The following is a 13,991-nucleotide window of genomic DNA, read 5'->3' on the forward strand; positions in this document are numbered from 1 at the left end:
GCCATGGCCACGATGCCTACCGCGACCAGGATGATGCCCGGCCAGTTGCGGGCGTCTTCGATGGATTCTCCGGCGTGGCTGCGGTTGGTGCGCGTGTCGTCCGGAAACGTGTGAGTCCGGGGTGCGTGCTGCTCTCCGGCGCCGGATCCCGCGGTCGGCTCGTTCGGTGCTGGCAGCATCGGATGTCCTTTCTGCTGAGCGGCAACGATTTCGGTGCACCGGCGGCCCGGGGCTCGAGTGCTCGAGCCGGGCCGTCCGGAGCGGTCGTACCGGTCGGATGCCCGCGTTAACGGATCCGAAACGGGGGTACGACGTCAGCGAGTCGCCCGATTCGGGCCGCTCATACCGGTAAAGAAGTCCCAGGAGGATCCCGATGACAACAGCACGGGACATCATGACCGCGAATGTGGAATGCGTCCGGTCCAGCGACACGGTGGTCGCCGCCGCGCAGCGCATGGCGGAGTTGAACGTCGGCGCCTTGCCCATCCGCGGCGAGGACGACAAGCTGAAGGGAATGCTCACCGACCGCGACATCGTCGTCAAGGTGATCGCTCAGCGCAAGGACCCGCTCGGCGTCGACGCGGGCGAACTCGGAGGCGAGTTGGTCACCGTCGAAGCCGACGACGACGTGCGCAAGGTCATGTCGGTGATGTCGCAGCATCAGGTACGCCGCGTACCGGTGCTGGACAAGGGCCGGCTGGTCGGCATCATCGCGCAAGCCGACGTCGCGACCGCCGTCGACAACACTCGATCGGGCAGCACCGTGGAGGCGATTTCGACCGACTTCTGAGTTCGGCGTCTGCTCACACCGCGGCAGGCTGCATGTCGTAGACCGCGTACGCCGCTCGGATCACCGGCTGGGCGACATTGCGCACCCGGATGCCGCCCGGCGTGGTGCCGCGTTCGGTCCCCGCGTGCGCGTGACCGTGCAACGCGAGGTCGGCGCCGTGTTCGTCGATCGCCTCGCCGAGCAGGTAGGAACCGAGGAACGGATAGATCTCCCTCGGTTCGCCGTGCAGCGTGTCGCTGATCGGGGAGTAGTGCGTTAGCGCGACGGTGACGTCGGTGCGCAACGTGGCGAGGGCCGCACCCAGGGCGGCGGCCACGTCCACGGTGTGCGCGGCGAATTCGCGCATCAGTGGTTCACCGAAAACGCTCGCGCATTTGCCCGCGAATCCGCCGCCGAAGCCTTTCGTGCCCGCGACCCCGAGCGTGCTGCCGTCCACGTTCAACGTCACGGAGGTGCCTTCCAGAACGGTGATGCCGTGGTCGGCCAGTACGGTGGCGATCTCGTGTTCGGCGTCGCCGTGATAGTCGTGATTGCCCAGGACGGCCACGACCGGCACGCCCAGGTCGGCGAACTCCGCCGCGACCACCCGACCTTCGTCGGCGGTGCCGTGGCGCGTCAGGTCGCCCGCCAGCAGGAGCGCATCGGCTCGCTCGGACAGGCCCTCCAGGGCGGGCCGCCATTGCCCGCGCGCATCCACGCCGAGATGTACGTCACCGACGGCGGCTATCCGCATGCGGCTCAACTCCTTTCGGGTCCGTCCGGCGCCAGCGTCTCGGTTTCGACGGGGGCCGTGGGACGGGTGACATGGACGTCGTTGTGGATCCGCGCGTGCGGCAGCTGCTCGTGCACGACGGTGTCCATCTGCTGTTTACAGTTCTCGCTGCTCACCTCGCCGCTGAGCACCACGACGTCGCCGCGAATGGTCACCTGCACACCGAGCTCGGCGGTGCGGGGATCCTCGGCCAACGCCCGGCGCAACCGTGCGACCAGGTATTGCGGCTGCTCCATCTATTCCACCTTTCCGGTGCGGGTGATGCCCAGATCGTCGAGCAGGCCCATGAAGGCCCGCGCGTAGGGCGAAGCCTTGGTCTGTTCCCGGACCGCCTCCCAGTCCACCTGTTCGCGCAGGTCGCGCGCGATGTGCAGAATCGGGCTGAGATCCAGGCGATGCGCGTCGAAGACGAGCATCTTGTCCACCATCAGGTCGGTGCCGCTGATCACCGGGGCCTTCGCCGGCCCGATCCGCATCTCGGTGGCCCGGTCGAGCAGATCGTCGGTCACGTCGCGATCGTTCGGACGATGGATGACATCGACGAGAATGTCGTCGGCGTAGACCTTGCGCAGCCAGTTCTCCGGCGGGTCGCACACCCGCAGGCCCGCGCGAGCCAGGGTATGGATCGCCCGCGCACTGTCCTCTGGTTTGACGAAGATGTCGACGTCGTGCTGGGAGGTGGGACCGCCACGGGCATAGACCGCGCAGCCGCCCGCCACCGCGAATCGGATATCTGTCGCGGCCAACGCGTTCACCGTGCGGGTGAGCGCATGCAGCAGCTGATCGGTGGTAACGGCCATGCAGCGGTGGTACCCGGCAGACACCGGGTTAATCGACGGTTCACCGGGTATGCGTCCGGATATTCGGAGGGCCCGCGCGGCATCGCACCGGGTTTCGCACTTCTCCGGACCACCGGCCCGGGACGGGAAGGAGCGATACATGCCCAAGACCACAGCACGCGGCGACGTCGAGCAGTCGGAGCTGCCGAGCACGCTGAAGCGGTCGGAAGCGAAGGCTCAGCGCACCTTCGCCGAGGCGCACGATGCCGCGTTCGAACAGTACGGCGGCGATGAGCAGCGCGCCTACCGCGTCGCCTACGCCGCGCTGAAGCACAGCTACGAGAGAGTCGGCGACCACTGGGAGCCGAAGGCCCGCCGCGGTCCCTCCGACGAGCGCGCCGAACACCGTGGCCCGAACGCGCGGGGCGAGACGGCCGAAGGCGTCGACGCCAACGCGTCCAAGGAACATTTGCTCGACATCGCCCGGCGATTGGACATCTCCGGCCGCTCGCGGATGACCAAGGCCGAACTCGTGGAGGCGATCGAGAAACGCAATCGCCGGGAGGCCGCGCGTGCCCGAGGGTGAGGACGACGCCTGGGCACGCCGTGCCCGTGGCGAGACCGAACTCGAACGACTGGACCGGAACTGGGGCAGCCTGGTCCAGGAGTTGCGTGTCGTGCAGACCGGCGTGCAGTTCCTCTTCGGGGCTTTGCTGGTGCTGCCGTTCCAGGCGTCGTTCGGCACGCTTTCCTCAGGTATGCGAACGCTGTACATAGCCACTTTGGCCGCCGTACTAGGGGCGACGGTGTTCCTGATCGCGCCGGTGTCCTGGCACCGTATCCTGTTCCGCCGCCACCGCTTGGGCAATGTGGTCGCGGCGGCGCACCGGTGCGCGATGGCAGGCGTCGCGTTGCTGGGGCTCGCGTTGATCGGCGCGGTGGTTCTCGTGGTCGACTACGTAGCGGGGACGGCCGCGGCAGTAGCGACCTGCGTCGTCTCCATCGCGTTGTTCGTGGTGATGTGGCTCATCGCGCCGTGGCGCTGGCGCAGCGGCTCCGAGGACGTCCGCGCCGACCGCTCCTGAGCCGACCACTGCCGGGTCAGCGAGCCCAGGAAACGACTTCTCCCGCGTGGGCGGGGGCACCGCGGTGGTAGGCGCTGAGCGTCTCGGTCGCGACCCGATCCCAGGAATTCCGGCTCGCGGCCCGCTGATAGCCTGCGGCGCCCCAGGTTTCGCGTAGCGTCGAGTCCGTGAGCAGGGGGCGCACCGCCCGGACGATCGCGTCGGGCTCGGGTGGGGCGACGAATCGTCCGGTCACGCCGTCGACCACCGTGTCCAGCAGGCCGCCGACGGGCGTGGCGATCACCGGCTTGCCGCAGGCCATCGCTTCCAGGGCCACCCGCCCGAACGGCTCGTACCAGGGCGTGCAGAGCACCACGTCCGCCGAGCGGTACAGCCGCGGCAGCATCGGCCGCGTCACCGATCCGGCCAGCCGGAGACGCTCGCGCACACCGTGGTCCGAGGCGAGGCGGCGCAGCCTGCGACCTTCGGCGTCGTCCTCGTCGTCGGCGGCCGGGGCGCCCACGATCACCAGTTCCGTGTCCGGAAGGTCCGCCAGCGCTCGGATCACCGGGTCGAATCCGCTGCGCCGCACCAACTCTCCGGCCGCGAGCAATCGGTGTGTGGCGTGCCGGTCGGCGGCCGCGCCCTCCGGAGTGAACGCGGTGAGGTCGACACCGTGTGGCACGATCGTGGTCCGGAACCGCGGCACACCCATCCGGGCCAGCTCCGCGACCTCGTCGGAGCATGTGGCCACCACGTGCGCGGCCCGCGTCGCGATGAGCCGCTCGAACCGAATGCGTGAGCGTGGACTCGGGTCGGCGAGCCCTTCGCAGCGCCGCTGCACGGTGCCGAGGCCGTGGAAGGTCAGTACCACCGGGATGCCGTGGGCGCGCGAGGCCAGCTCGGCGGCGAGCCCCGATTTCCAGTAGTGCGCGTGCACGATATCCGGTCGTTCGGCGGCCCAGTGCCGCCGCAGGACCGTGCCGAAATCGCCGAGGTAGGGCAGCGTCCGATCGCTCGGCAGGGGGGAGGGCGGTCCGGCCGAGACGTGCACCACGCGATAGCCGCCCTGGGCGAACAACTCGGCGGGGGCGCGTGGACCGATGCGCCGGGTATACACCGTCACCTCGTGCCCACGGCGCGCGTACGCCGCCGACAATTCGGCCACGTACGCACCGCGGCCACCCCCGTCGGCAGGGCTGCCTTCGGCGAGGGGGCTGGCGTCTTCGGAAACCATGGCAATCTTCACCGGGTGCTCCGTTCTCGTCGCGGGCGCGTGCGGGCGCGCTCTTCCGCGCGCTTGCCCTACGACCGGCATCGCGTGATGTTCGGGAATATGTCGGGGATATGCCCGGAGGCGGGACGATGAAACCCCACGTCAGCGGTCAAATCACCATCCGAACGGTCGGTTTTTCCCGGCGACAGGCCCACCGGCGAGGGGTCACGTTCTCCTACCGAACGCTGTCGGGAACGTGTGGGCCGTGCCACACTGTAGGAAGGTTGAGATCACAGCCGACCCCGGTTCGACGCACTCGGCGCAGCCGGTCGATGGGACGGCACGGCAACCGATTCGCGCTCGCGCCACCCTCGTCCCGGTCGCCGCGGAGGACTGGATACCCCCTACTCGGGAGGTTCGACTTGTCTGCCATTTCTCTGCTACGAGAGCATGCCGAGGGTGTGCATCTCAATGGTTCGGGACCGGGACCTCGTCGGGACAACCGGTTGTGGGCACAGCGGGTGGATCGTCGCCGCGAATGCGTCGTGGTCCGAGTCGAAGGCGAGTTGGACGCCGCCGTGTCGGCCGAGTTCTTCGAGACGGTCGAGCGGGCGTTGCAGTCACCGTGCGATGCGGTGGTGATCGATCTGCGGGCGGCGAGGTTCTTGAGTCTGCGCGCGGCCGATCGGCTCGGCGCGCTGCGCAGGGACGCGGTAGGCCGTCCGGATCTGCGGATCGTCGCGGGCGGACCCGGAGTGGAGCGCGCACTCGAGGTGACCGGCGTGCGGTCGTTGTTCTCCCGCTACCAATCCATGCGGAACGCTCTGGACGCCTGAGCCGGAGGCCCCGGAGCCCGTGCTCGCGGTGTGACCCCCGATCCGGTCACACCGAGCGCACCGGCATCGGATACTTCTGCGGTGAGTGAAAGCAGGTCGGTCCAGCCCGAGGAAGCCCTCGCGCTGGACCGGGTGATCGGTACGGGAACGCCGCAGAGCGTCGGTGGTTTCAGCTTCTGGTTCGACGACCAGCGATGGGAATGGTCGCATGAGGTCGCGGCGATGCACGGCTACCGACCGGGGTCGGTGACGCCGACGACGGAGTTGTTGCTCACGCACAAACACCCCGACGATCGCGAGGCGGTGGCCAGCGCCTTGGCGCGATCGATCGCCGACGCCGAACCGTTCTCCAGCAGGCATCGCATCATCGATACCGCGGGCGCCGTGCATCACGTGATCCTGGTCGCGGATCGGATGATGGACGAGGAGGGCCGGGTGGTCGGCACCTCGGGGTACTACATCGACGTCACCGACACCCTCGCCGAACACCGCCAGGAGACGCTGGACGACGCCCTACCCGAGTTGTACGCCGCCCGATCGGTGATCGAACAGGCGAAGGGGGCGCTCATGCTGATCTACGGCGTCGGTCCCGAGCAGGCGTTCCGGGTGCTGAGCTGGCGATCGCAGGAAACCAACGTCAAGCTGCGGACACTGGCCGCGCGGTTGGTCGCCGATCTGCCCGGCCTGACCGGTGTCCCACCCGGGCTGCGGACCGAATTCGACCATCTGCTGCTCACCGCCCACGAGCGCATCGACGCCGACTGACCCGCGTTTCGATCCGGCCGCGGCGGGTACGTCCTCGACGAGGAACGCGGCGGTATTTCTGCTCCACAGTCCGCGGCGCCTGCGGTGTTCCGGTGGTCGAGGGAACCCGCAGCGGTATGCAGGCCACGGTGGAGTGGCTGTGAGGACAAGGTGGTGATGGGCAAATGGGGGAGTGGACTTCCCGATCCTTTACCGACACAACGACTACGACTATCGGTGTACGGGTGCCCGCCCGGCTGGAGCAGCTGACCATGCTGCGCGCGCTCGCCGAGACCGTTGCCCTCATCGCCGACTTCGCCTTGGACGAGGTGACCGACATCCGGCTCGCGCTCGACGAGGTGGCGACCTCGCTCATTCTCGACGCTGCGCCTGGATCGACGATCGACTGCGAATTCACCTACGACACCGACAAGATGTTCGTGCACGTCTCGTCGGTCGCGGTCACCGAGTCGGTGGTGGGCCATGCCGGGCTGGGCTGGCATATCGTGCGCACGCTGACCGACTCGATGGCCGCCGCGCAGGGCTCCTACGACAGCGTGCACGGCGGATATCCCACAGTGATCGATTTCAGCTGGGTGCGGGGTGCCCGCAATGGCGGGTGAACCGAGGTCGCGGGGGGACACCTACGACAACATCGAGCCGCTGTTCGAGAAGATCGCCGCCTTGGACCCCGGCGACGCGCGCCGCGAGGCCATGCGCCGGGAGCTGATCGAACGCTGCCTGCCGCTGGCCGAACACATCGCCAGGAAGTTCTCCGGGCGCGGCGAGAACTTCGACGATCTGCTGCAGGTGGCGCGCCTGGGGTTGGTGCAGGCAGCAGACCGTTTCGACGTGTCGCGCGGCTCGTCGTTCCTGTCCTTCGCGGTTCCTACCATCATGGGCGAGGTCCGGCGGCATTTCCGGGACAACACGTGGGCCGTCCGGGTGCCGCGCCGGACCAAGGAGATCCAGCTGAGCATCGGGCCCACGGTCGAGGCGCTGTCGCAGCGGCTGGGCCGGATGCCCCGTGCCAGGGAGATCGCGGCCGAGTTGGAGGTCGATCTCGTCGAGGTGACCCAAGCGCTGATCGCGGGCAACGCCTACCAGTCGGCGTCGATCGACGCGGTCGCCGGGGAGGACTCCGAGAGCGCTCCGCAGCCGCTGCTGGACAGCCTCGGCATCGAAGAGCCCTCCTATCACCTCGTCGAGGACGTGATGGCCGTCCAACCGCTGCTCGGCGAACTCCCTGAACGCGAGCGTCAGGTGCTGATCATGCGATTCTTCGAATCGTTGACGCAGAATCAGATCGCCGAGCGGCTCGGGGTCTCGCAGATGCACGTCTCGCGCATTCTGTCCAGGACCTTGAATTCGCTGCGCGAGCAAGCACTGCGGGATTGAGCGCAGGTCGGCTACACCGGATTCGGCGGAACCGGATCCGGCGACGGCCCTGGCAGGCCGGGGTCGGGTGACGGGTGACCGGGGTCCGGTACCGGAGGCGTCGGCGCGGGCCCAGGTGCCGGCGGGCTTGGCGTGGGCCCGGGCACCGGCGGCAGGGGATTCGGATCAGGTTCCGGCGGAACGGGATTCGGCTCCGGGATGGGGTCCGGCTCGGGAATCGGCGGCACCGGATCCGGCTCCGGAATGGGCGGCACCGGATCCGGCTCGGGGGTGGGCGGGACCGGCTGTGCCGCGCTGTGACTGGACATGCCAACTCCTTCTCGTTCGGGCGAACATCGGCCGGTTACCCATCGGTCGCCGGACGAACCGGTCCGTGCGCGCCGCACCCGCGGTCCGGCCGACCAGTTTGCGGAAGATCTCCGACGGGTATCAAGACAGGAACCGGACAACAGATGCCGATGGCTCGAGGAGCTCGTCATGACCGACCAGCGCCGCCCAGGCACCCGGAATCCGCGGTTCGGACCGGGTGGGCCAGGGTCGTCGCATGCTCGCGGGATTTCCGTCACGAGAAATCACGAGATCATCCGCCGCTGGGCCGAACAGCGCGGCGCTCGGCCCGCGACTGTGCCGGGCAGCGAGTACGACGGACGGCTCGGGGTGCTGCGTTTCGACTTCCCCGGGTACGGCGGTGCGGTGCTGCGCCGGGTCGGCTGGGACGAGTGGTTCGCCACGTTCGATGCGCGCGAATTACGCTTCTGGTACCAGGAGCCCGGCGCCGACCGTCCGCAGAGCAACTTCAATCGTCTGGAACCGCCGCGATAGCCGGTGGGCCGCTGGCGCTGCCGTGAAACCGATCACCGTCGCACCTACGCGATCGACGCAACCGAAGTATGTGACGCACAGCACGCTGTTCTGATGAGCTCCGCGCTCCGTTCTGTCTGCCTCACAGGTTGCGGCTTGTTCGATCGTTCGATCGAAATCATGTGTCTACAAAAGCTTTTCGGAGCTGGCGTGATCCACTGTGCGCTGCACCCGGCATAGTGAGAGCCGACCCGTGCCACCGCCCCGCTGCCCGGCGCGCCGGGCGGGCGTATAGCGTCGATCGGAGTACGAAGAGGCCTCGCACCGGTCTGCCGGATGTTTACCGGCCGGACGCAGGGGTACTCGTATCCGAGCAAAGGTTGCTCGAAAAGCGGAAGGTCGCGTCGGTATGGGGATGCGGTTATCCGCATCGTGGCGCGCTTCCGCATGTCTGCAAGGGATAAGGTCTTGAGCGCAAACCTGATGATCGTGGAAGACGACGACCGGGTCCGTGGTGCGTTGCGGCTCGCTATGGAAGACGAGGGGTACGACGTCGACGAGGCGGAGGAAGCCGAGGACGCGCTCACTCATCTGCGCAGCAATGGTGTTCCCGATGTGATGATCGTCGATCTGATGCTCGGCGGCATGGACGGATTCGAATGTATCCGCGAGATCCGCCGCGACCATGACGTCCCGATCATCGTGGTCAGCGCCCGCGACGACACTCACGACGTGGTGGCCGCGCTGGAGGCAGGCGCCGACGATTTCGTCACCAAGCCGTTCGAGATCAAGGAGATCACCGCCCGCATGCGCGCGGTGCGTCGCCGGTCACGGCTTCCCGCCGAACGGGAGACACCCCAGGAGATGGTGCTCGAGGCCGATGACACGGCTCCGCTGGTCCTGGCGCAGGACAGCGGAGTGGTGCGCCGAGGCGACGAGGAGATCCGCTTGACGCTCACCGAGTTCCGTTTGCTGTGCGAGCTGGCCGAATCACCGGGCCGGGTGCTCAGCCGCACGGTGCTGCTCGAGCGTGTGTGGGACCGCGGGTTCTTCGGCGACGAACGGATCGTGGACGTGCACATGCGCAGGTTGCGTACGAAAATCGAACGGGATCCGTCCGATCCACGCGTCGTGGTGACGGTGCGCGGACTCGGCTACCGCCTCGATGTGCGGCGCTGAGCGCTTTCTCGACGCCGAACGCTGGAATCCGAACGCTTGGAGCCTGCGCGCCCGGGTGACCGCCGTGTTCGCGACGATCGCCGCGCTGATGTCGCTGGTCCTGGTCGTTTCGGTGTTCATGATCAGCCGTGGCTATCTGGAAGCGCAGCGACCGCGCGCGAGCAACGAGTCGCCGGGCGACCTGAACGCCGATCTCGAACTGCTGCGCAATGTGCTGATCGGCTGCGCCGTCGTGGTGACCCTGATCGGCGCGGCGGTCGGCTGGTGGGCGAGCAGGCGGGTGCTGACACCACTGCACCAGCTCGCGGGCACCGCCGCGCGGATCGCCTCGGGCGACCTCGACCAGCGCTTGCCCGCCACCGGTGACCAGGACCTGGCGATCACCGTCGAGGCGTTCAACACGATGGTCGACTCGCTGCAACGGCGCATCGAGCGGGAGCACCGGCTCTTCGGTGATGTCAGCCATGAGCTGCGCACGCCGCTGACCACCTTGATGGCCAGTGTCGACGTGCTCAACCGGCACCGCGGCGATCTGCCGGAACGATCGCAGCGGGCACTCGGACTGGTCACCGCCGAAGTGGAGCACCTGCGCAAGCTGCTGGACGATCTGCTCGCCCTGGCGCGGGTAGAAGCCCGGATGCACCACGGCGACGCCGAGCCGCTGTCGGTGCGCGACCTGCTGGTGCACACCCTGGCCGACCGCCGCTACCCGGGCGAGCTGCTCACGGTGCGCCAAGACGTCACCGTGCGCGGCCGCAAGGTGGAGCTGGAGCGAGCGGTGGCCAACCTGTTGCACAATGCCGAGCGGCACGGCGGCGGAGTGGTCGCGGTCACCGTCGACCGCGACGGCACCGAAGCCGTGCTCACCGTGGACGACGCCGGTCCCGGCGTAGCGCCAGGGGACCGCAACCGGATATTCGAACGCTTCGCGACCGTCCGCAGCGGCCGCCGCTCGCCCGATGGGACGGGCATCGGCTTGGCGTTGGTCGCCGAGACGGTCGCCACACACGGTGGCCGGGTGCACTGCACCGACCGCCCGGGTGGGGGCGCGCGCTTCGTCGTGCGGTTACCCCGGCTCGGCGACATCCATCCGTAATACGACCGTAAAGAAGTCGACTGGTTCACCTCAAAGTCGCTTCGTAAGCCTGGATAAGTACTGCTGATCGACGAGGGAGTTGTATGTCACTGCCAACCCTGTCCCCAGCGGAGATCGAGCGATCGCGCGTCGGCAACGCCGCGGCCGCTCTCGGAGCCGCCCCGACTCGGAAGGGCACCGTTGCGGCCGTGGTCCTGCGCACGCCTCGCTTGGGCGACGGTGCTCCTATGTGGCGCATCGCGAAGGATTCCGCGGTGCTCGACCTCAATTCGAGTTACGCGTACCTGATGTGGTGCCGGGATTTCGCCGGAACGTCGGTGGTCGCAGAACTGGACGGCCGCGTCGTGGGCTACGTGATCGGATTCGTCCGCCCGCAGGCGCCCGACACCGTCTTCGTCTGGCAGATCGCGGTGGACCGCGCACAGCGCGGCCGCGGCATCGGCGCCGAGCTGCTCCACACGTTGCTCAACAGTGTTGCCGCGCAAGGCGTTTCGGTACTGGAGACGACCATCTCGCCGGACAACGCCGGTTCCATCGCCCTGTTCACGTCGGTGGCGGCCGCCCGGGACGCGGAGCTGACCAAGCGCCCGCTGTTCGACGCCGGTGTCTTCCCCGACAGCCACGCACCCGAAGACCTCTACCACATCGCCCCGACCGCCCGCACCACCGAGGAGGATCACCGATGATCAACGCCGACACCACCGTTTTCGAGAGCCTGGAGTCGAACGTGCGCGGTTATTGCCGTGCCTGGCCCACCGTGTTCACCACGGCGAAGGGCAGCTGGCTGCGCGATGAGGAAGGCAAGGAGTACCTGGACTTCTTCGCGGGCGCCGGTGCGCTGAACTACGGCCACAACAACGACGTGCTCAAGCGCTCGCTGCTGGACTACATCGCCGGCGACGGCATCACCCACGGTCTGGACATGTCCACCGCGGCCAAGCGGGACCTACTGGAAACCCTGCGCGACACCGTGTTCACCCCGCGCGGCCTGGACTACAAGGTCCAGTTCCCCGGCCCCACCGGCGCCAACGCGGTCGAGGCCGCGCTCAAGCTGGCGCGCAAGGTCACCGGTCGCGAGACCATCGTCAGTTTCACCAACGCGTTCCACGGTATGACCCTCGGCGCGCTGTCGGTCACCGGCAACGCGGCCAAGCGCGCCGGCGCCGGAGTGCCGTTGGTGCACGCCGCGCACATGCCCTACGACGGCTACTTCGACGGCACCACCGCCGACTTCCAGTGGATGGAGAAGGTGCTCGACGACACGTCGTCCGGATTCGACCGCCCGGCCGCGGTGATCGTGGAAACGGTGCAGGGTGAAGGCGGCGTCAATGTCGCCCGCGCGGAGTGGCTGCGTCACCTCGCCGGCCTGTGCGCGGAGCGGGAGATCCTGCTGATCGTCGACGATGTGCAGATGGGCTGCGGCCGCACCGGGCCGTTCTTCTCCTTCGAGATCGCGGGCATCACCCCCGACATCGTCACCCTGTCGAAGTCGATCGGCGGCTACGGCCTGCCGATGGCGCTGGTGCTGTTCAAGCCGGAACTCGACGAGTGGTCGCCGGGTGAGCACAACGGAACATTCCGCGGCAACAACCCCGCGTTCGTCACCGCGACGACCGCACTGCGCCACTACTGGTCCGACGACGCCCTGCAGAAGTCGACCGAGGTCAAGGGCGAGAAGATCGCCCGCACCCTAGGGGAGCTGGCCGGATACTTCTCCGGAGTCTCGACCCGCGGACGCGGATTGGTGCAGGGCGTGGTGTTCGACGATCCCTCGCAGGCGGGCAAGGTCTGCCAGATCGCCTTCGAGCGCGGGCTGCTGGTGGAGACCTCCGGTTCCACCGACGAGGTGGTCAAGCTGCTGCCCCCGTTGACGCTCACCGACCAGGAACTCGACCAGGGTTTGCAGATCCTCACCGGCGCCGTCGAGTCGGTGTGCGGCGGAATGGGGGCGATGGCATGATCGTGCGCAGCACCGCGGAGATCACCGGCACCGAGCGCGACGTGGCGGGCGAGGGCTGGCGCAGCAAGCGCATCGTCCTCGGCGGCGACGGCGTCGGCTTCTCCTTTCACGAGACCACCATTGAGGCGGGGACGGTGCACGAGTTCCACTATGTGCATCATGTGGAAGCCGTCTGGCTCGTCGAGGGCGAGGGCACGCTGACCGATCTGGACAACGGCGTCACCTACGAACTCGCACCCGGCTCGATGTACCTGCTCGACGGGCACGAGCGGCACCGCTTGGAAGTCCGCACCACGATGCGGATGATGTGCGTGTTCAACCCGCCGGTCACCGGGCAGGAGGTTCACGACAGCAACGGCGTCTACCCGCTGGTCGCCGCGACGATCGGAGGTTGAGAGCACCGATGGTTGCGCAGCACACCGAAACCCCGCCCGAGACGGCCCGCTACGACCGCTACCCGACCCGTCTCGGTGCGCCCGCTCCGCATCTGGAGCGCGCCGACCCCGCGGTGTGGGGAGAGGTCGAGAGCCCGGAACTCGCCTCGTTCGACGCCGACGGGTTCGCCATCCTGGACCAGCTGCTCACACCCGAGGAAGTGGCCGAATTCAGCGGCGAGGTCAGCAAGCTCGCGAACGACCCGGCCCTGCGCGACGACGACCGGGTCATCGTGGAGAAGTCCTCGAATCGGGTGCGCTCGGTCTTCGAAGTGCACCGGTTGAGCGAGGCGATCGCCGAACTGGTGCGTCAGCCGCGGGTGCTCCGGCTCGCCGAGCAGGTGCTGGGGTCGCCGGTGTACGTGCACCAGAGCCGGGTGAACTACATGCCCGGCTTCCGCGGTGCCGGTTTCTACTGGCACTCCGATTTCGAGACCTGGCACGCCGAGGACGGTATGCCCGCGCCGCGCGCGGTGAGCCTGTCGATCGCACTGACCGACAACTATCCGATCAACGGCAGCCTCATGGTGATGCCGGGCTCGCACCATACCTTCGTGCCGTGCCTCGGCAGCACCCCGGCCGAGCACTATCGGGAGTCGTTGCAGGAGCAGGAGATCGGCGTGCCGACGACCGACGACATCACCGCGTTGGCCAACCGATACGGGATCAGTCAGTTCACCGGCCGGGCGGGCTCGGCCCTGCTGTTCGACTCCAACCTCATGCACGGGTCGTCGAACAACATCACGCCGTTCCCGCGCTCGAACATCTTCGTGGTGTTCAACAGCGTGCACAACACGCTCGTCGAACCGTTCGCCGCACCCGCGCCGCGACCGGCCTACATCGGCAGCCGCGACTTCACGCCGCTGTCGGCTTGAGTCAGAGCCGCCTCGCGCGTGCGGCTCGCCCACCCGCCGGGCGAGCC

Annotated in this window: 18 protein-coding genes; 14 read left to right on the plus strand and 4 right to left on the minus strand. The window is 68.1% G+C overall.

What is annotated here, in order from left to right; genetic code table 11:
• Positions 1–373 precede the first annotated feature (373 nt).
• A complete protein-coding gene (locus tag ACFU5M_RS20215; protein WP_379051302.1) occupies positions 374–790 on the plus strand; it encodes a CBS domain-containing protein in 417 nt (138 codons plus the stop codon).
• Positions 791–803: 13 nt separating this feature from the next.
• Here ACFU5M_RS20215 and ACFU5M_RS20220 read toward each other — a convergent pair whose 3' ends face one another.
• From ACFU5M_RS20220 to ACFU5M_RS20230, 3 genes are read right to left on the minus strand one after another with little or no spacing between them, the layout of a single operon-like run.
• A complete protein-coding gene (locus ACFU5M_RS20220) occupies positions 804–1,523 on the minus strand; it encodes a metallophosphoesterase (protein WP_379051304.1) in 720 nt (239 codons plus the stop codon).
• A gap of 5 nt (positions 1,524–1,528) precedes the next feature.
• Positions 1,529–1,798 (minus strand): BON domain-containing protein, encoded by a 270-nt coding sequence (locus tag ACFU5M_RS20225; RefSeq protein ID WP_379051306.1) that lies wholly within the window; start codon positions 1,796–1,798, stop codon positions 1,529–1,531.
• Positions 1,799–2,362: a nucleotidyltransferase gene (locus tag ACFU5M_RS20230; protein WP_379051309.1), complete on the minus strand. Its 564-nt coding sequence runs from the start codon at positions 2,360–2,362 to the stop codon at positions 1,799–1,801.
• Between the two features lie 139 nt (positions 2,363–2,501).
• On the opposite strand from ACFU5M_RS20230, the gene ACFU5M_RS20235 reads away from it, so the two are divergent.
• On the plus strand, positions 2,502–2,927 hold the full coding sequence (locus tag ACFU5M_RS20235; protein ID WP_379051311.1) for a ChaB family protein: 426 nt from the start codon (positions 2,502–2,504) through the stop codon (positions 2,925–2,927).
• The gene (locus tag ACFU5M_RS20240) at positions 2,914–3,426 is read left to right on the plus strand and encodes a DUF6328 family protein (RefSeq protein WP_379051313.1); all 513 of its coding nucleotides are present in this window, start codon (positions 2,914–2,916) and stop codon (positions 3,424–3,426) included. The genes ACFU5M_RS20235 and ACFU5M_RS20240 overlap by 14 nt, the downstream gene beginning before the upstream one ends.
• Before the next feature lie 16 nt (positions 3,427–3,442).
• On the opposite strand, the gene ACFU5M_RS20245 is transcribed toward ACFU5M_RS20240, so the two are convergent.
• Entirely contained in the window at positions 3,443–4,654 is a 1,212-nt protein-coding gene (locus ACFU5M_RS20245) for a glycosyltransferase (RefSeq protein ID WP_379051314.1), read from the minus strand.
• A gap of 389 nt (positions 4,655–5,043) precedes the next feature.
• Here ACFU5M_RS20245 and ACFU5M_RS20250 point away from each other — a divergent pair, with 389 nt between their 5' ends.
• From ACFU5M_RS20250 to thpD, 11 genes are all read left to right on the plus strand, one after another.
• Positions 5,044–5,457 carry an STAS domain-containing protein gene (locus ACFU5M_RS20250; protein WP_379051317.1) on the plus strand — a complete coding sequence of 138 codons (414 nt, stop codon included), beginning with the start codon at positions 5,044–5,046 and terminating at the stop codon, positions 5,455–5,457.
• 81 nt (positions 5,458–5,538) lie between these two features.
• A complete protein-coding gene (locus ACFU5M_RS20255; protein ID WP_379051319.1) occupies positions 5,539–6,222 on the plus strand; it encodes a PAS and ANTAR domain-containing protein in 684 nt (227 codons plus the stop codon).
• Between the two features lie 224 nt (positions 6,223–6,446).
• Positions 6,447–6,824, plus strand: coding sequence for an ATP-binding protein (locus tag ACFU5M_RS20260; protein ID WP_379051321.1), 378 nt, complete (start codon positions 6,447–6,449; stop codon positions 6,822–6,824).
• A complete protein-coding gene (locus ACFU5M_RS20265) occupies positions 6,814–7,599 on the plus strand; it encodes an RNA polymerase sigma factor SigF (RefSeq protein ID WP_379051324.1) in 786 nt (261 codons plus the stop codon). The genes ACFU5M_RS20260 and ACFU5M_RS20265 overlap by 11 nt, the downstream gene beginning before the upstream one ends.
• 477 nt (positions 7,600–8,076) lie before the next feature.
• Complete coding sequence (locus tag ACFU5M_RS20270; protein ID WP_379051326.1) at positions 8,077–8,421, plus strand: hypothetical protein; 345 nt, start codon at positions 8,077–8,079, stop codon at positions 8,419–8,421.
• A 447-nt stretch (positions 8,422–8,868) separates the two neighbouring features.
• A complete protein-coding gene (locus ACFU5M_RS20275; protein ID WP_379051329.1) occupies positions 8,869–9,579 on the plus strand; it encodes a response regulator transcription factor in 711 nt (236 codons plus the stop codon).
• Positions 9,566–10,675 (plus strand): ATP-binding protein, encoded by a 1,110-nt coding sequence (locus ACFU5M_RS20280; protein ID WP_379051331.1) that lies wholly within the window; start codon positions 9,566–9,568, stop codon positions 10,673–10,675. Before ACFU5M_RS20275 ends, ACFU5M_RS20280 begins: the two co-directional genes overlap by 14 nt.
• An 83-nt stretch (positions 10,676–10,758) precedes the next feature.
• Positions 10,759–11,361 (plus strand): diaminobutyrate acetyltransferase, encoded by a 603-nt coding sequence (gene ectA / locus ACFU5M_RS20285; protein ID WP_379051333.1) that lies wholly within the window; start codon positions 10,759–10,761, stop codon positions 11,359–11,361.
• Positions 11,358–12,635, plus strand: a complete 1,278-nt coding sequence (ectB, locus tag ACFU5M_RS20290; protein WP_379051335.1) for a diaminobutyrate--2-oxoglutarate transaminase — start codon at positions 11,358–11,360, stop codon at positions 12,633–12,635. The genes ectA and ectB overlap by 4 nt, the downstream gene beginning before the upstream one ends.
• Positions 12,632–13,030 carry an ectoine synthase gene (locus tag ACFU5M_RS20295; RefSeq protein WP_379051338.1) on the plus strand — a complete coding sequence of 133 codons (399 nt, stop codon included), beginning with the start codon at positions 12,632–12,634 and terminating at the stop codon, positions 13,028–13,030. The genes ectB and ACFU5M_RS20295 overlap by 4 nt, the downstream gene beginning before the upstream one ends.
• Positions 13,031–13,038: 8 nt before the next feature.
• Positions 13,039–13,944, plus strand: a complete 906-nt coding sequence (gene thpD, locus ACFU5M_RS20300) for an ectoine hydroxylase (RefSeq protein WP_379051339.1) — start codon at positions 13,039–13,041, stop codon at positions 13,942–13,944.
• Positions 13,945–13,991: the final 47 nt, after the last annotated feature.

This window comes from Nocardia sp. NPDC057455, assembly GCF_042802775.1.
Lineage (GTDB): Bacteria > Actinomycetota > Actinomycetes > Mycobacteriales > Mycobacteriaceae > Nocardia.